Origin of the sequence: Bittarella massiliensis (ex Durand et al. 2017) (assembly GCF_017566145.1) — a bacterium.
Classification (GTDB): Bacteria; Bacillota; Clostridia; order Oscillospirales; family Ruminococcaceae; genus Bittarella; species Bittarella massiliensis_A.
The window spans coordinates 1-18,888 of record NZ_JABFCL010000007.1; the positions used below are offsets into that span (position 1 = coordinate 1).

The 18,888-nt window shown below is 66.0% G+C and carries 18 protein-coding genes; 13 read left to right on the forward strand and 5 right to left on the reverse strand.

Annotated features, from left to right (window positions below):
- Nucleotides 1-202: 202 nt before the first annotated feature.
- The 5 genes from thiM to HJY11_RS08340 all read left to right on the forward strand — a co-directional run bounded on the left by thiM (nt 203) and on the right by HJY11_RS08340 (nt 4,681).
- Nucleotides 203-1,045 (forward strand): hydroxyethylthiazole kinase, encoded by an 843-nt coding sequence (thiM, locus tag HJY11_RS08320; protein WP_208075528.1) that lies wholly within the window; start codon nt 203-205, stop codon nt 1,043-1,045.
- Nucleotides 1,020-1,670, forward strand: coding sequence for a thiamine phosphate synthase (gene thiE / locus HJY11_RS08325; RefSeq protein WP_243764353.1), 651 nt, complete (start codon nt 1,020-1,022; stop codon nt 1,668-1,670). The genes thiM and thiE overlap by 26 nt, the downstream gene beginning before the upstream one ends.
- Nucleotides 1,661-2,305 (forward strand): HAD family hydrolase, encoded by a 645-nt coding sequence (locus tag HJY11_RS08330; protein WP_208075529.1) that lies wholly within the window; start codon nt 1,661-1,663, stop codon nt 2,303-2,305. The genes thiE and HJY11_RS08330 overlap by 10 nt, the downstream gene beginning before the upstream one ends.
- A gap of 371 nt (nt 2,306-2,676) precedes the next feature.
- Complete coding sequence (locus HJY11_RS08335; protein WP_208075530.1) at nt 2,677-3,843, forward strand: hypothetical protein; 1,167 nt, start codon at nt 2,677-2,679, stop codon at nt 3,841-3,843.
- On the forward strand, nt 3,836-4,681 hold the full coding sequence (locus tag HJY11_RS08340) for an ABC transporter substrate-binding protein (protein WP_208075531.1): 846 nt from the start codon (nt 3,836-3,838) through the stop codon (nt 4,679-4,681). Before HJY11_RS08335 ends, HJY11_RS08340 begins: the two co-directional genes overlap by 8 nt.
- Nucleotides 4,682-4,749: 68 nt before the next feature.
- On the opposite strand, the gene HJY11_RS08345 is transcribed toward HJY11_RS08340, so the two are convergent.
- On the reverse strand, nt 4,750-5,418 hold the full coding sequence (locus HJY11_RS08345; protein ID WP_208075532.1) for a Crp/Fnr family transcriptional regulator: 669 nt from the start codon (nt 5,416-5,418) through the stop codon (nt 4,750-4,752).
- A 39-nt stretch (nt 5,419-5,457) separates the two neighbouring features.
- Entirely contained in the window at nt 5,458-5,895 is a 438-nt protein-coding gene (locus HJY11_RS08350) for a GNAT family N-acetyltransferase (RefSeq protein WP_208075533.1), read from the reverse strand.
- A 129-nt stretch (nt 5,896-6,024) separates the two neighbouring features.
- Here HJY11_RS08350 and HJY11_RS08355 point away from each other — a divergent pair, with 129 nt between their 5' ends.
- Nucleotides 6,025-7,206 (forward strand): adenosylhomocysteinase, encoded by a 1,182-nt coding sequence (locus tag HJY11_RS08355; protein ID WP_208075534.1) that lies wholly within the window; start codon nt 6,025-6,027, stop codon nt 7,204-7,206.
- A 57-nt stretch (nt 7,207-7,263) separates the two neighbouring features.
- On the opposite strand, the gene HJY11_RS08360 is transcribed toward HJY11_RS08355, so the two are convergent.
- The gene (locus HJY11_RS08360) at nt 7,264-8,787 is read right to left on the reverse strand and encodes a phosphomannomutase/phosphoglucomutase (protein WP_208075535.1); all 1,524 of its coding nucleotides are present in this window, start codon (nt 8,785-8,787) and stop codon (nt 7,264-7,266) included.
- Between the two features lie 157 nt (nt 8,788-8,944).
- Nucleotides 8,945-11,302, reverse strand: a complete 2,358-nt coding sequence (locus HJY11_RS08365; protein WP_243764360.1) for a YfhO family protein — start codon at nt 11,300-11,302, stop codon at nt 8,945-8,947.
- Between the two features lie 276 nt (nt 11,303-11,578).
- On the opposite strand from HJY11_RS08365, the gene yfbR reads away from it, so the two are divergent.
- The 3 genes from yfbR (at nt 11,579) to HJY11_RS08380 (ending at nt 13,108) form a co-directional block, all read left to right on the forward strand.
- Complete coding sequence (gene yfbR, locus HJY11_RS08370) at nt 11,579-12,163, forward strand: 5'-deoxynucleotidase (RefSeq protein ID WP_208075537.1); 585 nt, start codon at nt 11,579-11,581, stop codon at nt 12,161-12,163.
- Between the two features lie 11 nt (nt 12,164-12,174).
- Nucleotides 12,175-12,651, forward strand: a complete 477-nt coding sequence (locus tag HJY11_RS08375; protein ID WP_208075634.1) for a VOC family protein — start codon at nt 12,175-12,177, stop codon at nt 12,649-12,651.
- A gap of 190 nt (nt 12,652-12,841) precedes the next feature.
- Nucleotides 12,842-13,108: a helix-turn-helix domain-containing protein gene (locus HJY11_RS08380; protein WP_208075538.1), complete on the forward strand. Its 267-nt coding sequence runs from the start codon at nt 12,842-12,844 to the stop codon at nt 13,106-13,108.
- A gap of 57 nt (nt 13,109-13,165) precedes the next feature.
- On the opposite strand, the gene dusB is transcribed toward HJY11_RS08380, so the two are convergent.
- Nucleotides 13,166-14,146: a tRNA dihydrouridine synthase DusB gene (gene dusB / locus HJY11_RS08385; RefSeq protein WP_368041564.1), complete on the reverse strand. Its 981-nt coding sequence runs from the start codon at nt 14,144-14,146 to the stop codon at nt 13,166-13,168.
- Between the two features lie 191 nt (nt 14,147-14,337).
- On the opposite strand from dusB, the gene polA reads away from it, so the two are divergent.
- From polA to tsaD, 4 genes are read left to right on the forward strand one after another with little or no spacing between them, the layout of a single operon-like run.
- On the forward strand, nt 14,338-16,869 hold the full coding sequence (polA, locus tag HJY11_RS08390) for a DNA polymerase I (protein ID WP_208075539.1): 2,532 nt from the start codon (nt 14,338-14,340) through the stop codon (nt 16,867-16,869).
- A 34-nt stretch (nt 16,870-16,903) separates the two neighbouring features.
- The gene (locus tag HJY11_RS08395; RefSeq protein WP_208075540.1) at nt 16,904-17,335 is read left to right on the forward strand and encodes a low molecular weight phosphatase family protein; all 432 of its coding nucleotides are present in this window, start codon (nt 16,904-16,906) and stop codon (nt 17,333-17,335) included.
- A complete protein-coding gene (rimI, locus tag HJY11_RS08400) occupies nt 17,325-17,822 on the forward strand; it encodes a ribosomal protein S18-alanine N-acetyltransferase (RefSeq protein WP_208075541.1) in 498 nt (165 codons plus the stop codon). Before HJY11_RS08395 ends, rimI begins: the two co-directional genes overlap by 11 nt.
- Complete coding sequence (gene tsaD / locus HJY11_RS08405; RefSeq protein WP_208075542.1) at nt 17,803-18,813, forward strand: tRNA (adenosine(37)-N6)-threonylcarbamoyltransferase complex transferase subunit TsaD; 1,011 nt, start codon at nt 17,803-17,805, stop codon at nt 18,811-18,813. The genes rimI and tsaD overlap by 20 nt, the downstream gene beginning before the upstream one ends.
- Nucleotides 18,814-18,888 lie beyond the last annotated feature (75 nt).

Below are 18,888 nucleotides of genomic sequence, written 5' to 3' on the forward strand. Positions count from 1 at the left end.
ATCGAGGTGTTTACACCTCGAAAATCAGATGGGGACACGATGGCGACTACTCGTCGCCATCGTGTCGACCGGTTTTAACCTGATTTGGATCATGCCAACGTAGGGAAAAGAGCGCCGCCCCAACCAGGGGGCGCGGGGGTGCATTCAGTCGGGTGCATCCTCTTTTTTGTGCCCAAAATTGTGCGGAGAGGGAGCGATCTTTTTGCTGGGACAGTACTTAAACGCCCTGCGGGAGCGGGGGCCGCTGATCCACTGCATCACCAATGCCGTCACCATGAACGACTGCGCCAACGCCCTGTTGGCGGTGGGGGGCAGTCCCATCATGGCCGACGACCCCGATGAGGTGGCGGAGATCACCGCCCTGGCCGGGGGACTGGTGCTCAACATCGGCACCCTGCGCCGGCAGAACCTGGACGCCTTTTACCGGGCGGGGAAGGAGGCGGCCCGCCGGGGCATCCCGGTGGTTTTGGACCCGGTGGGGGCAGGGGCGTCCCGCCTGCGCACCGAGACAGCTCGCGGCCTTTGGAGGGAGCTGCCGCTGGCGGCCATCCGCTGCAACCTGTCGGAATTGCGGGCGCTGCTGGGCGAGGGCGGCGGGGCCCGGGGGGTGGACGCGGCGCCGGAGGACCTGGACGCCAGCGCCCCTCTGCAGGAGCGGGCAGCCCAGATCGCGGCCTTTGCCCGCCGGGCACAGACGGTGGTGGCGGTCACCGGCGAGGTGGACTTTGTGAGCGACGGGGAGAGGACCTTTGCCATCCGCGGCGGCCACCCCCTGATGGCCCGGGTCACCGGTACCGGCTGCATCCTCACCGCCGTCACTGGGGCCTTTCTGGCGGCCTCGCCCGAGCAGCCACTGGAGGCCGCGGCGGCCGCCGTCTGCACCATGGGGCTGTGTGGCGCCCGGGCGCACCGGCGGCTGCTGGAGGAGACGGGACGGGAGGGCACCGGCAGCTACCGGGTGCTGCTCATGGACGAATTGGCCTGCCTGAACGGCGGGGAACTGGATGGAGGAGAGGACATTGAAATTTTCGAGAGAGCAGATTAAGAGCGCCATGCGGCTGTACGCCGTGACCGATAGGGCCTGGCTGCGGGGGCGCACCCTGGGGCAGATGGTGGAGGACTGCCTCAAGGGCGGCGCCACCTTTGTGCAGCTGCGGGAGAAAGAGGCCGGCGACCGGGAATTTTTGCAGGTGGCAAGAGAGGTCAAGGCTGTGACCGATCGCTATGGGGTGCCGCTGGTGATCGACGACAACCTGACTGTTGCCCAGGCGGTGGACGCCGACGGGGTGCACATCGGCCAGACCGACCTGCCCTGTGACCTGGCGCGCAAAATCCTGGGCCCGGACAAGATCATCGGGGTCTCTGCCAAGACCATCGCCCAGGCCCGGGAGGCCGAGGCACAGGGGGCCGACTACCTGGGCACCGGCGCGGCCTTTTTCACCACCACCAAACAGATCGACGGCACCATGTCCATGGAGGAGATGAGGGCCCTCTGCGAGAGCGTCTCCATCCCGGTGGTGGCCATCGGCGGCATCCACCCGGAAAACCTTCTGGAACTGGAGGCCAGCGGGGTAGACGGGGCGGCGGTGGTCTCGGCCATCTTCGCCCAGGACGACGTGCTGGCCGCCACCAGAGAGCTCGACGAGCTGACCCGCCGGCTGTGGAACTGACGCCCAAGGCCGCGGCCTTTGATCTGGACGGCACCCTGCTCTGGACCATGGATGTGTGGTCGGGGGTGGGGGAGCGCTACCTGGTGGAGCAGGGGGTCCCGGTGCCGGGGGATTTGGATCGGCGGCTGACGGCCATGAGCCTGGAGCAGTCGGCCGCTTGGTTTTCCCGGGAACTGGGGGTGCCCTATCCCCCGGAGGAGGTTTTGCGCCAAATTGATGAGATCGTGGCCCGCCGTTACCGGGCGGCGGTTCGGGAGCGGGGGCGCTCGGTGATCCTGCCGGGGGCGGAGGCGTACTTGCAATGCCTGGCGGAGGCAGGGGTGCCCTGCTGTGTGGCCACCGCGGTGGAGCGGGCCACCGCCGAAGCGGTGCTTGACGAGTTGGGGCTGCACAGCTATTTTGCCTTTGTACACAGCTGCACCGAGGCTGGCTGCAACAAGGAAGTCCCGGATTTTTATGCGTCTGCGGTGGCCCGTCTGGGCGCAGTGCCGGAGGAGACCTGGGTCTTTGAGGACGCCCCCCACGCCCTGGCGGCGGCCAGGGCTGCGGGTTGCCACACAGTGGCGGTGACCGGCAGCGCGGGGGTGGATCGCGTTGCCGACCGGGCGATTGTGGACTACCGGGAACTGCTGTAAGCCGTGGATAAAGAGAGAAAGGCCCCTGGGTTGCAAAGCGCGCTACCTCTTTTGTCGGAGGCAGCGCGCTTTGGGCGTCTGCGGCCACTGGCAGGGGCTGTTCCCACCAGCACGCGAGGGCGGCGCGACGGGGAAAGTGAGCCGCAGGGGGACAGCTGAAAGGTGGCGGAAGAATCCGGTTGGGCCGCGTTCTGCACAGCGAAACGGGGAAGGGCCCTGACAGGGAGGGGCGGCCTTCTCTCCCTCTGGCCCGGCGTCGGGCAGCCTCTTTTCCCCGCCGGGCAGGCAGCCAGCACAGGGGCCTTTGGTTGACGGTGGGGGGCAAACCCGGTAGAATAAGAGAAAATAAAGACGAAAAGGAAGCCGCCACCATGAGCAAACTCAACCGCTTTGAATCCCTTCACCTCTACATCCAGTCCATCTCCCTCTACCGGGAGACCGCCGAGAGTCCGGCCCTGCGGGAGCTGGAGCGCCTCTGCTCCCTCTTTGGGGGGGACTTTGACCAGGTCTGCCGGGCCTGGTGCGGCTTCTACCGCGCCCTCTGCGAGGGGGATGGCCAGGGCTCGTTGCCCGACTACCTCTTTGGCCGGGCGCTGCAGGACGAAAACCCCTTCTCCGCCCTCTGCGCCCGCGAGGGCTTTTTGGCCACCCCGTCCCACCTGCGGCAGGCGGCCAAAAACGATTTGAGCATGCTCTGCGCCCTCTCCAAGGCCTCCGCCAAGGAATTGAAGGTGCTGCTCTTCTCGGCCTACGGCGACAGGGAGCGGGTCATCGATGTGCTGCCCGAGTGGACCGAAGAACATAAGAAATACCGGGCCGAGGGGGACTGGGGGGACGAATTGGTCCGCCTGGCCGAACACTACCGGGAAAACGGCTGCGGCTTTGCGGCCCAGTGCCCGGTGTTTTGCTACACCGAGGAGGGGGAACTGGCGCCCCAGCCCCAGTCGGGCCCCAGCCGCCGGGAGACCCTGGCCGGGCTGGACGGGTGCTATGAAAAGGGACAGGCCCTCTTCTCCCTGGCGCCCCAGGGGGCAATGCCCCGGCTGCTCATCACCGGGGAGGAGGGCGCGGGCAAGACCACCCTGGCCAAGACCTGCTGGTTTGAGTGCGCCCAGGGCACCCGGCTGGTCTGGTGCCGGGGGGAGGATGTGGAGTCCCTCTTTGCGGCGCTGGGGGAGATGCCCGCCCGGTTTTTGGTGCTCTGCGACGACATCACCGACGCCCAGTTGCGCGCCATCGCCCACTATTTTACCCAGGTGGGGGCGCTGCCGGAAAACGTCTCCCTGGCGGCCACGGCGGTGAGCGCCGAGGGGCTGGCCGACGCGGGGATCGTCTTTGAGCGGGTGCTCCCTTTGCAGAAGCTGACCCAGCTGGAGTACCTGGAGCTGCTCTACAAGCTGGCCCCACTGCGGGGGCTGGACATGTCCCGGGACGAGCTCAAGCGCCGGGCGCTGGAGTGGGAGCTCAAGCAGACGGCCTTCACCCCCCAATCTGCCCAGCGGTTGCTGGGCACCCTGCTGGTGGAGGCAGATGGCTAGGCGGCGCGGGCTGGCTTTGCTGCTGGCGGCCGCCCTGCTGTTGGCCGGTTGCGGCAAAAAGGGCTTTCCGGCGACGGTGCAGGGGGTGACGATCCCCAGCGCGCCGAAGCGGGTGGCAGTGCTCTCGGAACAGCTGGCGGAGGCGGCTGTGGGGATGGGTTACGGCGGGCAGATCGCCGGGGTCTGCGACGGCAGCCAACTGCCCGGGCTGGAGGACGCCCAGCCGGTGGGGACTGCCCTCCTCCCCGACGGGGCGGCCATTGCCCAGCTGAAGGCCGACCTGGTGCTGAGCACCCAGCCCCTGCCCGAGAGGGCTGTGGACTGCCCGGTGGTGGTGCTTGCCGCCCCCACCTCCCTGGAGGGGCTGGCCGGCTTTTACCGGGACATTGCCGCCTGCTTTGCCGGCGGACAGGCCGAGGAAGGCCCCCTCTTCGCTGCGGATGTGGAGAGCTGGGTGGCAGCATTGGATGAAAAGATCGGCGCCGCGCATCGCCCCAGCTTCGCGGTGCTCTGCGACCCGCGGGGCTACCTGGCGGGGTCGGGGACGCTGGAAGCCGACCTCTTCGGCCGGCTGCTGGGGGAGAACGCTGCCGCGGCGGCAGAGGGGTACGCCGCCCTGGAGGAGCCGGTCGAGCCGGAGGTGCTCTTTTGCACCGACGAGCTGACGCTGGAGGAGCTGCAGCAGCTGCCGGGCTTTGCCGAGATGGCCTGTGTACAGGAGGGGCGGGTGACCTTTTTGCAGATGGCCCCCTTTGAGCGGTGCAGTTCGGCCCTGTTTTTGCAGCTGATTCCCGCCGTCACCGCCCAGTACCCCCAGGTGTTTGGTGGAGTGAACTGATTTTGTTTTTGTGAAAAGAGCGCCGGACAGATTTCTGTCCGGCGCTCTTTTGGTCGGTGAGGTGGTGGTCAGGCGTACTCGTAGCCGCCCCCCTCGACGGGGGCGAAGAGGGCGGTGTTCAACAGGAGGATGCGCCCGCCCTCCCGGCGGAGGGCGCCCGCCTCTTCCAGTTGGCGCAGGCAGCGCTGCAGATGGCGGTAGCTGGCCCCCAACAGGGCGGTGGCCGCCGAGAGGTTGACCTGCACCGACAGGCTGCCCTGCTGGCGGGCCTCATACCCCAGGTAGGCGCAGACCCGGGCCTTGAGGGGGTAGGAGAGGTTGATGGCGGTGTTTCCCCCGTTGCGGCGGACCATCCGCGCCAGATCTTGGCCGATGGCGCGGTAGAAGCGGGCATCCCCCTCGACGGCGCGGAGAACCGCCTCCCGCGGTGCGCCCAGGCAGAGGGAGGGGGCGAGGGCCTGCACGCTGGAAAGGTAGCTGTCGCAGAGCAGGATTTCAGCGTCCCCGATCCACCGGGGCTGGGTGTAGTACCCCTGCAGGAGGAGGTCCCCCCTCTCCAGCGGGGTATAGACCTGGGCGCGGCCCTTTACAAAGTAGTAGAAGGTGGAAAACGGCGCTCCCTTTTGGCAGAGATGGGCCCCTTTGGGAAAGGGGTAGAGGGCGAAGAGGGGACGCAGGTCGGCGGAAAAATAGCGCTGCAGTCCGCATTCGTCGTAGAGCTGGGCAGCGGTGGGCACGATCAGATCCCTTTTCTGGAAAATCGGTTTGCGGCGCGGCTAAAACCGGCGGGTAAAAGCGGTTTTTTCCCCGCTGTCAAAGCCCGCCTTGCGGTAGAAGGAGAGGGTGCCCTCATCCTTGGCGCCGCTCATCAGCATGATTTTATAGCAGCCCGCCCGGCGGGCGATCTCCTCTGCCCGGCGCAGGCAGGCCGTGGCGCAGCCCCGCCGGCGGTGGTCGGGGTGGGTGACCACGTTTTCCACCAGGGCAAAGGGCCGGGCGCCCCGGGTCAGGTTGGGGAGGAGGTAGCAGGTGCAGGAGGCGAGGATGCGCCCTTCCTCCTCGGCCACGATCAGGTGGCAGCCGGGATCGTCCAACAGCTGCTGCCAGGCGGCGCGCAGCCCTTTCCCCTCCGGGGGGAGGGAGGTCTCGTGCAGGTGGAGGTAGAGGTGCAGCAGCGAATTCAAATCGCCGGCGGCGGCTTCTCGCAGGGTCACGGCAGATCGCCCCTTTCTGTACCCCTATTATACCCTCAGAGCAAAAAAAGAGGAAGTATGACCTTTGTCCTAACGGCCCGGCGGCGAAGGGGGTATGATGGGGGTAGAAAGGCAAAGGAGGACGAAGAGATGCTGCGATCCAAAGTTGACGATCGCACCCTGGCGGCCCAGGGGGAGGCGGAGGTCGCCTGGCGACGGGCCAAGATGCCGGTGCTCCGCCAGTTCGGCGAGCGCTATGGGCGGGAAAAGCCCTTTGCAGGGCGCTCCCTCCTCATCTGTATGCACTGCGAGCCCAAGGCCGCGGTGCGCACCGAGGTGCTGTTGCGGGGCGGGGCCGAGCGGATCGTCTTTGTGGGGAACCTGGGCTCCACCAAACCGGGGACGGCCGCCTACCTGGCCGGCCTGCCGGGGGTGACGGTGCTGGCCGGCCGGGGCGACCGGTTGGAGGACCTGCGGCAAAACCTCCGCGCCGCCCTGGCCGAGGGTCCCTACGACCTGCTGATGGACAACGGCGCGGGCATCCTGCAGCAGTTTGTGCGGGAAACGCCCCCTTGGCGGCCCCTGGGGGGGATCGAGGAGACCCGTTCAGGGCGGCTGATTTTGGAGCGGGAGGGGATCGCCCCCGACTTCCCCCTGCTGGTGATCGACGACTCGCCGGTGAAGCGGCTCATCGAAAACGAGGCGGGGGTGGGCCAGTCGGTGGTGGACGGGATTTTGCGGGCCACCTCGATGCTGCTGGGGGGCAAGCCGGTGCTGGTGGTGGGATACGGCTACTGCGGCGCGGGGATCACCCAGCGGCTGCGGGCCCTGGTGTCCCAGACCATGGTCTGGGACACCGACCCGGTGCGGCTGCTCAAGGCCCGGGTGGAGGGCCACCGCACCGGATCGCTGGAGGAGCTGCTGCCCCGGGCGGAGTTGGTGGTCACCGTCACCGGCCGCTTTGACGTGCTGGGGCCCCGCCATCTGCCCCTGTTGCGGGATGGGGCGGTCCTCTGCAACGCCGGCCACTACAACATGGAAATCGACGTGGAGGGGCTGCGGGCCACCGCCCGGGAGGTCCGGCGGCTGCCCGGCGAAATCGAGCAGTTTTGCTTTGCCGGCAAAAGCGCCTACCTGCTGCAGGGGGCCAACCCCATCAACCTGGCGGCGGGGGCCGGCAACCCCCTGGAGGTGATGGACCTGGGGTACGCCCTGCAGCTGTTGAGCCTGGAGGAGATTTTGGCGGGCCGGGCCCGGCCGGGCGTCCAACCCCTGCCCCCCTCGGTGGACAGAGAGGCCTGCCGCCTCTGCCTGGAGAGCTGGCCCCAGTAGGGAAAAGAGAAAAAGAGAGAGCGGCCGCCAGACAGGCGGCCGCTCTCCGTTCGTTTGCTAGAGGCCCAGGTAGGCCTTCAGGGGCTGAATGTCCAGCTGGTCGTAGCGCTGGATGAATTGGTAGACCTTCTCGGCGATTGCCTTGGCCCCGCCGCAGTCGTCGCTCTCGATATTTAGGGGGAGGATGGGGTCGTGCAGGGACATCCGCAATAAGAACCAGCCCCGCTCCCCCTCTCCGGAGAAGCTGACCCGGATCCCCTCGTGGTTCTGGGGGGCCTTTTCCCAGCCGGGCTGGGTGTCGACATAGTTTTCCAGGTCGGCCAGCACCTGCTTGCCGTAGGCGGCAAAGTCGGGCACCCCGATCTTGAAGCGGAGCTCGACCGCCTCGGCCGGCTCCTGCAAGTCGGCCAGCAGGGTGTCGACGGTTTTGCCCACCTGCCGCAGGGTGGCGGCTTTAATGAGGATCTTGGCGCAGAGGTAGGCGCCGTCGTCCAGGTAGTAGTTTTCCTTGAGGGCGCCGTGGCCCGAGGTCTCGATGGCCAGGGGGGAGGGGATCCCCTCCTTCGCCAGGCGGATGGACTCGTTGATGACGTTTTTGTAGCCCCGCTTAAAGCGGTGGTGCACCCCGCCCAACTCCTCGATAAAGGCGCCCAGGTGGCTGGAGGTGACCGAGTCGGTGACGATGGTGCCGCCGGGGCAGTCCTCCAACACGATGCAGGAGAGCAGGGCGATGAGCCGGTTGCGGTTGATCTCCTTGCCGTTGCGGTCCACCGCGCCGGCCCGGTCCACATCGGTGTCGAAGATGAGGCCCAGATCGCAGCCCCCCTCCTTCACCGCCTCGATGATGGACTGCATGGCGGCCGGGTCCTCGGGGTTGGGCACGTGGTTGGGGAAGCGGCCGTCCGGATCCAGGTAACGGGAGGCGGAGACGTCGGCCCCCAGGGGACAGAGCACCCTCTGGGCGAAGAAGCCGCCCGCGCCGTTGCCCGCGTCCACCGCGATCTTAAAGCCCAGCAGGGGCTGGTTGTAGTGGTCGGGGTCGTCGATCCCCTCGCGGATTTTTTTCACCAGGTGCAGCGCGTAGTCGGAGATCAGGTCGGTCTGCCGCAGAGGGGCGTTCTGCCCGCAGGGCAGCTCGCCCAGGGCCAGTTCGGTCAGGGCCTCGATGTCCTCGTGTTCCAGCCCGCCCTCTCTGGTGAAGAACTTGAGCCCGTTGCGGTTGTAGGGCAGGTGGCTGGCGGTGATCATGATGGCTCCATCGTACCCGTGGCCGGGCAGAACGGTGGACATGAACATGGCCGGGGTCGAGGCCATCTGGCAGTCGACCACCGCGACCCCGGCGCCCCGCAGCCCTTCGGCGGCGGCGGCCAACAGGGCCGGGCCGGAGAGGCGGGAGTCCCGCCCCACCGAGACGGTGAGTTGGGGCAGGGGCTTGCCGGTCTTTTGGGACAGCCAGAGGGCAAAGGCGGCCGCCAGCTCCCGGGCGGCCTGCTCGGTGAGGTTCACCGGCTCGCCGGCGACCCCCTCCAACGCAACGCCGCGGATGTCGCTTCCATTTTGCAGTGCTCTGTAATCGCCCATCTGTCAGGCCTCCTCATAATCGCATCGCGAATTTGTCTGTGTCTGTTGGTGGGGAGAAAGACTCCCTCCCGTTTTGTACCTTTCATCATAGCCGGTTTGGCCGGCCTTTTCAATTGCCCATTCCGCCAAAAAAGAGGGGGATTTTTTGAAGCGCCCTTCAGCGCGCCCGCCGGATGCGGCGGGGCGGGGGGCCGGGGCGGCGGGCCGAGCGCAGGCAGAAGGGGAGATAGAGCAGGTAGATGCCGGCAAACCCCACAAAGGCCCATTTCCCCACTGTGAGACCGGGGGGATCGTAGGAAAAGACGATCTCGCACTCCCCCGCCGGGACCCGCACCGCCATAAAGCCGACGTTGGCCCGGTAAATTTTTGCCGGCTTGCCGTTGACGGTGGCGGTGAACCCCTCGTCGTAGGGAACGCTGTAAAAGACCAGGGATTCCCGCGCCAGGTGGGTGCGGGAGAGAAAGCCGGTCCGGGTCTCCTCAAAGGCGTAGGCGGACTGGGCGCGCAGGGCGTCGCAGTCGGCTTTCAGGTTGTAGCTCTCCAACTCGGCGTTTAACATGTCCGGCGCGGGGGAGAGCAGGTCCTGGTTCTCGTTGATCCCCTCCTCGTCCAGCAAGACGGCCTGGAGCATGGCCCGGGAGCGGATGGACTGGGCCAGGGCGTCGCACTGGGACTGGGTCATGTACTGGGAGTAGGCAAAGCCCATGGGCAGGTCGTTTTGGTTTTGATACACCTCAAAGTCGCCCCGCCGCCCCAGCGAGAGGTAACCCGGCAGTTGCCCGATGGGGGTGGACTGGGCGAAGCTCTGGTCGTCGTAGAGGTATTTGACCGAGAGGAGGTTTCGCAGGGCGTACTGCTCGATGGGCGGGTTGGAGTGGACGTCCCGGGTGATGCCCAGGTACTCGTAAAACTCGATGAGGGAGACCGGCACCACTGTGTGAAAGCACTGGATGGTGTTGGTCTGCCAAAACATCCCCAAATTGTCCATGGCGCTGTAATAGTCGCTGCGGTAAAAGCCGCTGTCGTCCTGTTGGACAATGCCTGCCCCGCCGGAGAGGGCGGTGTTTCGCATGTAATCACTGCCGTAGGAGTACTTGCGCCCCCAGCTGAGATAGACCAGGGAGTAGGCCACGCTCACCGCGCAGAGGCAGGCCAGGGTGGCGCGGAAGAAGAGGGGGTGCTCCCGCCGGCGGCGCAGAAGCAGGCAGAAAAGGGCCAGGCAGGCTGCCGAAAAGGCGATCCAAACCCAGAAGCGCAGGGTGTCTGCCTCGGCCCCGAGAACGATTTTCCCCGCCTTTTTGGCCGGCACCAGGCCGATGAGGGCAAAGCAGCCGATGGCCACCCCGGTGGCGATGGCGGGCTTGCGAAAGGAGACCCCCGGCAGTTCCAGCGCCTTGACCGAGCCCAGGCACATCAGGAGGATGGGCATGTAAAACCAGCGGGCGTAGTAGGAGTTGTTGAAGGCATAAAATGCGCTGTTGAGGATGGGGACGGCCGCCATCACGGCGCAGACGACGAGGGCCCGCTTGACAAAGCTCTTTTTGACGGTGCGAAAGTAGGCGATGAGGGCGGTGATCGAGAAGAGGGGCAGCCAGGCCGACATGGAGGACCACTTGGCCCACTCCTGGGGGAAGAAGTTGGGGCGGGAGGGGACCTCCGGCATGAAGAAGAGGGAGGAGAGCAGCCCGCCGTAGCGCTGGGTCTCGCCGTAGAACAGAAGGTTTTGGCCAAAGAGGAAGTTGTCCACCCGCGGGTTGCCGAGGACGGCGAGGACGCCCGGCAGAAAGAGGATCAGCCCGCCCATGCAGCCGAGGAGGGTCTCAAAGGCGAGGCCGAAGAAGACCCGGGGGGTGACGCGAAATTCCCGGCAGGGCAGGCGGCAGAGAAAGTAGAGGAGCAAAAAGACCGCCTGGCCCACAAAGAAAAAGTAGTTGAGCATCATATTCAGGGCCACGGCGATGGCGAATCCGCCCTTCTTGCCGTCGACCACATACCGCTCTAGCCCGATGAGGAGGAGGGGGAAGATGGCCACCACGTCCACGAAGTGGTTGAAGAAGATGTTGTAGACGGTGAAGCCGGAGAAGGCGTAGAGGATGGCCCCCAGCATGGCGTAGTCGCGGTTTTGCACGAACCGGCGCAGGTAGACGTAGGCAGTGAGGCCGCAGACCCCAAACTTGAGGCAGAACATGGGAGCCATCAGGTAGGGCACCCAGCTGGTGGGGAAGGGGAGCATCAGCCAGAAGAAGGGGCTGCCCAGCATGTAAAAGCTGTATGAGCCGATGAAGTTGACCCCCAGGTCGGTGCCGAGGTCCCAAAACCAGCGGCCACTGCGCACCAGCTGGTGAACGTGTTGGTAGAAGGGGATTTCCTGTACGTTGTAGTCGCCGAAGTAGAGGAAGACCCCTCCGTCGGCCACCACAAAGGGCAGCAAAAAAAGGGCCGCCATCAGGCAGCAGAGAAAAAAGACCGCCGCGGTGCGCTCTTTCTGGCCGGCGAGGGGGGAGGTTGGCTGCATGCTCACTTCCTGCTTTCTCTCTTTCATGGTATAATGGCCGCAAAGCGGATATGATACTGGAATGGCCGGGCAGATTGCGCAAACTGCGTTTGCTCCCTGCCCCATGGCCAAATACCGCTGTGTGCTGGCGGTATCGTCGCCCAAGGGCGGCCGCCCGGGGGGACGACAGCCGCTTGCGGTCATTATAGCACATTTTCCCGTCGGATTTGGGCCTTTTGGGCCGCTTTGTGCAACCTGCGAAAAACCGGCGGGCGATTTTGGGGAGGATGGTTTGCGATGGCAGAGCACAACTTCTACGGGATGGTCTCCCGGATGAAATATATCGCCCGCTGGGGGCTGATGCGCAACAACCGCACCGAAAACCTGTCGGAGCACGCCCTGGAGGTGGCGATGATCGCCCACGGGCTGGGGGCGGTGCGCAACCGCCTCTACGGCGGCCGGGTGGACCTGGGGCAGCTGGCCCTCTGCGCCATCTACCACGACGCCAGCGAGATCATCACCGGCGACCTGCCCACCCCGGTCAAATACTACAACGACGAGATCCGGGGGGCCTACAAACAGGTGGAGCGCATTGCCGACGAGCGGCTGCTGGGAATGCTGCCCGAAGAGCTGCGCCCCGATTTTGCCTGCTACTTTGAGCCCTTTGCCGACCCGGAGGTGGAACAGCTGGTGAAGGCGGCGGACAAGCTGTCGGCCCTGGCCAAGTGCATCGAGGAGGAAAAGAGCGGCAACACCGAGTTCGCCCCGGCCAAGGCCGCTCAGGAGAGGGCCCTGCGGCAGATGCGCCTGCCCGAGGTGGACTACTTTTTGGAAAAGCTGATGCCGGGCTACTACCGCAGCCTGGACGAGATGGAGGGGTAGGACAGATGGAGATCAAATACCGGCTGCCGCTGCTGGCGGTGCAGGACGTGGAGCGCTCGAAGGCCTTTTACGGGGCCCTCTTCGGGCAGAGGGTGAGCCTGGATTTGGGCAAGAACGTCACCTTTGACGGCGGCTTTGCCCTGCAGGAGGACTTTGCCTGGCTGACCGGGGTGGAGCCGGCGTCGGTGGTTTCGCGCAGCCACAACCTGGAACTCTACTTCGAGGTGGACGATTTCGACGCCTTCCTCGCCCGGGTGGAGGGGTGCGGCGGGGTGGAGCTGGCCGGCCCGCCAAAAGAGCAGGAGTGGAAACAGCGGGTGGTGCGCCTCTACGACCCGGACGGCCACCTGATCGAGGTGGGGGAGGACATGGGGGTGATCGCCCGGCGCTACCTGGCCGCGGGGCACAGCGCCCAGGAGGTGGCAGCCCTCATCCAGCACCCGCTGGAATTTGTGGAGGAGGCCGCCGCCCAGAAGGTGTTTCAGTAGCGCGTCCCGCCAGAGGGGAGGGCCAGGGGCCGACCTTTGCTGATCTGTACAGAGAGGCTGTCCCAGCCGAGGGATTGGCGAACGCCGTAACCGCCCCTTTGTTTCAGCTTATATCCCATTTACAACCGATTGTGCACCTGAGCTTAAAAAGTCAAAAAAGTGGGCAAAGTGAGACAAGGGGGCCAGAGCTGTGCCGAAGTCGCGCGGAGAAAATGGGCAGAAAAATATTATTGGCCCCAAGCTGAAGATTTTGAGGAAACAACATGGCTTGTCTCAACGCGATTTGGCAAGAGAGTTGCAGATACTGGGGTTGCCAATCGACAAAAACGCAATCACGAGAACAGGGACAGACAAGAGATGCGTCGCCGATATAGAGCCAAAGGCATTCGCCAAAATTTTTAGCTTGCCCTGCGATGCTTTACTCGATGAAGAAGGGGCGGAGAACCCCGGAAAATAAAAAGACTTCTCTATTATAAGAGAAGTCTTTTTTGCTGGCAGCTGTGAAGATGGGGGACTAGTTTTCCTCCAGGCAGCCCAGATCCAGGGCCTCTTTGGTCATCTCCTCCAGGGCCTGGTAGGTGGTGAGGGTGCCGGCCTTGGCCCGCAGTTTGGAGGCCCCCCGCCCCCCTTTAAAATACCAGGCGGCGTGCTTGCGCATCTCGGCCATGGCCCGCTTTTCGCCCTTGTGGGCAATGGCCAGTTCGGCCTGGCGCAGCAGGCAGGCCATCTTCTGGCGGGGGGTGGGGCAGGTGCGCACCTCGCCGGTCTGCAGGTACTCGCCAATCTGGGCAAAGAGCCAGGGGCGGCCCAGAGCGCCCCGCCCCACCATGACGCCGTCGCAGCCGGTCTCGGCAAACATCTGCGCCGCGGCCTGGGGGGAGTCGATCTCGCCGTTGCCGATGACCGGCACCGAGAGGGCCTCCTTCACCTGGCGGATGACGGTGCGGTCCACCGGGGGGGCGTACATCTGCTCCCGGGTCTTGCCGTGCACGGCGACGGCGGCGGCCCCCGCCTCCTGGCAGAGAAGGGCCACCTCCACGGCGTTGACCGAGTGCTCGTCCCACCCCTTGCGGATCTTGACGGTCACCGGCACCTCCACCGCCGCCGCCACTGCCCCCACGATGGCTGCGGCCAGGGGCGGGTTTTTCATCAGGCTGCTGCCGCTGCCGTTTCCGGCGATCTTGGGGGCGGGGCAGCCCATGTTGATGTCGATGAAGTCGGGTTTCCAGGCCATCACCAGTTGGGCGGCCCGGGCCATGATCTCCGGGTCGTCGCCGAAGAGCTGAATGGCAAAGGGGGTCTCGATGGGGGCGCGGCGCAGCAGGTCTTTCGTCTTGCGGTCGCTCATGGTGAGGGCCTTGGCGCTGACCATCTCACTGGTGAGGAGGCCGCAGCCAAACTCCTTGCAGAGCTGGCGAAAGGCGCTGTCGGCCACCCCCGCCATGGGGGCCAAACTCACCGGGCAGGCGATCTCCCTGCCGCCGACTGTCAACACGGCGATCCCTCCTCTTTTCAGGTGCTCAAATTTTGGCCCGGGGCCGGCCGGCCCCGGGGCACACGCTGTATTTTACCAAAAAAGCCGGCGGGATACAACCAATCGGGCGGTTTTTGTGGTATACTAATACCATCTGTTTTTGCGCGCATATTGCTCCGGGCCAGACGGCCGCCGGGGGAGGGGAGACTGGGATGAAATTCGTTTGCATCGACGGCAACAGCATTGTCAACCGGGCCTTTTACGGCATCAAGCTGCTGACCACCAAGGACGGCAGCTACACCAACGCCATCTATGGCTTTCTCAACATCCTTCTGGGCATCCGGCAGGAGGTGGAGCCGGACGGCATCGCCATCGCCTTTGACCTGCGGGCCCCCACCTTCCGCCACCTGCAGTACGACCAGTACAAGGCCGGCCGCAAGGGAATGCCCGACGAGCTGGCCCAGCAGCTGCCCCTGCTCAAGGAGATTTTGCAGAAGATGGGCTACCCCCTGCTGGCGGTGGAGGGGTTTGAGGCCGACGACATTCTGGGCACCTTTGCCCGCCTCTGCCGGGAGGGAGGGGAGGACTGCGTCCTCTGCACCGGGGACCGGGACAGTTACCAGCTCATCGGCGAGCGGGTGTCGGTGCGCCTCTCCACCACCCAGAAGTCCGAGGTGCTGACCCCCGAGACGATCCGGGAGCGCTACGGGGTCGAGCCCATCCAGATGATCGAGGTCAAGGCCCTGATGGGGGACAGTTCCGACAACATCCCCGGGGTGGCGGGCATCGGGGAGAAGACCGCCCTGAACCTGATCGCCCAGTTCGGCACCCTGGACGGGGTGTACGAGCACCTGGACGACCCGGCCATCAAGCCGGGGGTGCGGGCCAAGCTGGAAAAGGGGCGGGAGACGGCCTACCTCTCCCGCCAGCTGGCGGAGATTCGCACTGACGTCCCCATCGACGGGGACCTGGCCCACTACAAGACCGCCCCGGCGGACGAGGGCTGGCTCTACCAGACCCTTTCCCGGCTGGAGATGCAGTCGCTCATCGGCCGGCTGGGGCTGCACCCCGACGGCGCGGCCCCCGTTCCTGAGAGGGGGGAGGAGGCAGTCCCCCTGCCCCCGGCCCGGGTGGCCGACGCCCTGCCCGCCGGCGAGGGGCCGGTGGGGGTGCTGGCGCTGGAGGACGGCCGCTGGGCGGCGGTGCGGGGGACCGATGTGGCCCTTTACCCCAGCCTCGACAAAATCGCCCCCCTGCTTGCAGACGAAGCGGTCGCCAAGTGGGTTTTTGACAGCAAGGCCCTCTACCACCTGCTGCCCGGGGCGGCGGGGATTGCCTTTGACGGGATGCTGGCGGCCTACCTGCTCAACCCCACCGCCAGCGCCTACCAGCTGGAGGCACTCATCGGCGAGTACGGGGCCGCCCCGGCCTTTGCGCTGGAGGGGGAATTGCCCCAGAAGGGGGAACTCGCCGCCCTGATGCCCCTGTTTGCCACCTTGCAAGAGAAGCTGGCGGCGGCGGGGGAGACCGAGCTGCTGGAGCGCATCGAACTGCCCCTGGCCCAGGTCCTCTGCGACATGGAGGAGACCGGCGTCGCGGTGGACTGCGAGGGAATTCGCCAGTACGGGGAGATGCTCGACCTGGACATCGCCCAGGTGCAGCAGCGCATTTTTGAGCGGGTGGGGCGGGAGTTCAACATCAACAGCCCCCAACAGTTGGGTGTCGCCCTGTTTGAGGATCTGGGGCTGCCCCACGGCAAAAAGACCAAGACCGGCTGGTCCACCAACGCCGACGTCTTAAACGGCCTGCTGGGCAAGGACCCGGTGATTCAGGACATCCTGGACTACCGCAGCTACACCAAGCTCAAATCCACCTATGTGGAGGGGCTCTTGAAGGTGGTGCGGGAGGACGGGCGGATCCACTCCCGCTTCAACCAGACCGAGACCCGCACCGGGCGCATCTCCTCCACCGAGCCCAACATGCAAAACATCCCGGTGCGCACCCCCCTGGGCAGCGAACTGCGCAAGTTCTTTGTCGCCCGGCCGGGCTACACCCTGGTGGATGCCGACTACTCCCAAATCGAGTTGCGGGTGCTGGCCCACATGGCAGGTGACGAGCGGATGATCGAGGCCTTTCGCAGCGGGCAGGACATCCACACCATCACCGCCTCCCAGGTGTTTGGGATGCCGCTGGACTTCGTGACCCCCCAGATGCGCCGCCGGGCCAAGGCGGTCAACTTCGGCATTGTCTACGGCATCGGCGCCTACTCCCTGGCGCAGGACATCGAGGTCTCGGTGGCCGAGGCGGACGCCTACATCAAGGGCTACCTGGAGACCTACCAGGGGGTGCGCACCTTTATGGAGGCAACGGTGGAGGACGCCCGGGAATGCGGGTATGTCACCACCCTCTACGGCCGCCGCCGGTACATCCGGGAGTTGGCCAGCAAGAACAAGGTGTTGCAGGCACTGGGCAAGCGGATGGCCATGAACTCCCCCATTCAGGGGACGGCGGCGGACATCATCAAGATCGCCATGTGCCGGGTCTGGGAGCGGCTGCGGGACGAGGGGCTGGACGCCAAGCTGATCTTGCAGGTGCACGATGAATTGATCGTGGAGGCCCGGGAGGAGGACGCCCAGCGGGTGGCCGACTTGGTGGCCGCGGAGATGCAGGGCGCGGCCGCGCTGGCGGTACCCCTGGTGGTGGACGCCCACACCGGCGTCAACTGGTATTTGGCCAAAGGATAACAGAGACAACGAGAGTGACGGAGGGACGTGCGAAATGAAAATCCTGTTCGCCTGCACCGGCAACACCTGCCGCAGCCCCATGGCGGAACTGGTGTTTCGCGCCCGGTGCAAGGATGAGAGCATCACCTGCGCCAGCTGCGGGTTTTCCGCCTTTCCGGGGGACACCATCACCCCCGAAGCGGCGGCCGCCCTGGCGGAGATCGGGATCGACAGCGGGGCCTTTCGCTCGAGCACCCTGACCATGCGGGCGGTGGAGGACGCCGACGAGATCTACGTGATGACCGCACAGCACCGGGAGATTTTAGAGGCGGTGCTCGACAGCGGCAGCATGAAGAAGGTGCACCTGCTGGGGGGCGGCGTCTCCGACCCCTACGGCCAGGGGATCGGGGCCTACCGGGCCTGCCTGTCGCAGATTTCGGCGGCGGTCAACGGCATCTTGCAGGAGTTGGGCGCCGATGGCCGCTAGCTGGGCGGTGGTCCCCGCCGAGGGGGCGCTGCTGGAGGAGGTGGCGGCCATCGAGGCGGCGACCTTCGGCCCCAGCGCCTGGAGCCGGGGCGACGTGTTGGCCGCGCCGGGGGCGGCGGGGGCCCTCTGCCTCTGCGCCCTGGATCGGGGCCAGCGGGTGGCGGGCTACCTCTTTGCCACCCTGGTGGCCGACGACCTGCACATCAACACCCTGGCGGTGCGGCCCGACTGCCGCCGCCGCGGGGTGGCAAAGGCCCTGGCGCTGGCCCTGCTGGATCGGGGCCGGGCGGCGGGGGCCGCCCTCTGCTCGCTGGAGGTGCGGGCCTCCAACCGGGGGGCGGTGGCCCTCTACCGCCAGCTGGGGTTTGCGGCGGCGGGGCGGCGGCCCCGGTTTTACCGGGCGCCAGACGAGGACGCCCTGATTTTGAACCTGCCATTAGAGAGTGACGGAAGGAGCGCGGCTGAGGATGCTGGTACTGGGAATTGAGTCGTCCTGTGACGAGACCGCCTGTGCGGTGGTGAGGGACGGGAGAGAGGTGCTCTCCAACGTGGTGGCCTCGCAGATCGAGGAGCACCGCCTCTACGGCGGGGTGGTGCCGGAGATCGCCTCCCGCCGGCACGCCGAGGCCATCTCGCAGATCTACCGCCAGGCCCTGGAAGAGGCGGGGGTCTCGCTGGAGGAGATCGGCGCGGTGGCGGTGACCTACGCACCGGGACTGATCGGCTGCCTGCTGGTGGGTCTCAACTTCGCCAAGGGGCTGGCCTACTCGGCAGAAAAGCCCCTGGTGCCGGTGCACCACCTGCGGGGGCACATTGCCGCCAACTACATCGCCCACCCCGACTTGCAGCCGCCCTTTCTCTGCCTGGTGGTGTCTGGGGGACACAGCCACATCATCGAGGTGCTCTCCTATACTGCGTTTCGGGTGGTGGGCCGCACTCTGGACGACGCCGCGGGGGAAGCATTTGACAAGGCTGCCCGCACCCTGGGCTTCCCCTACCCGGGGGGGATCGCCCTGGACAAGGCCGCCCAGCGGGGGGACAAGGGGGCCTTCTCCTTCCCCACCCCCAAGGTGGCGGGGAAGTACGACTTCAGCTTTTCCGGCCTCAAGACGGCGGTCATCAACACCGCCCACAACGCCGCCCAGCGGGGGGCAGAACTGCCGGTGGACGACATCTGTGCCAGCTTTCAGGAGAAGGTGGCCGACATCCTCTGCCACAACCTGCTGGCGGCGGCCCGGGACCTGGGCTACAAAACCCTGGCGGTGGCCGGTGGGGTCAGCGCCAACTCGGGGCTGCGGGGCAAGTTGAGCGAGCGCTGCCGGGAGGAAGGGCTGTCCCTCTACCTGCCGCCCCTCTCCCTCTGCGGGGACAACGGGGCGATGATTGCCGCCCAGGGGTATTACGAGTACTGCGCCGGCAACCTGGCCGGGCTGGGCTGGAACGCGGTGGCCAGCCTGCCCATCGACCTGGTGGGGTAAAAAAGAGAAGAAAGGCGGCCTGCCCCCTCTGCGGGGTCAGGCCGCCTTTTTGCCCGAAGCGGAGAAATTTTTTTG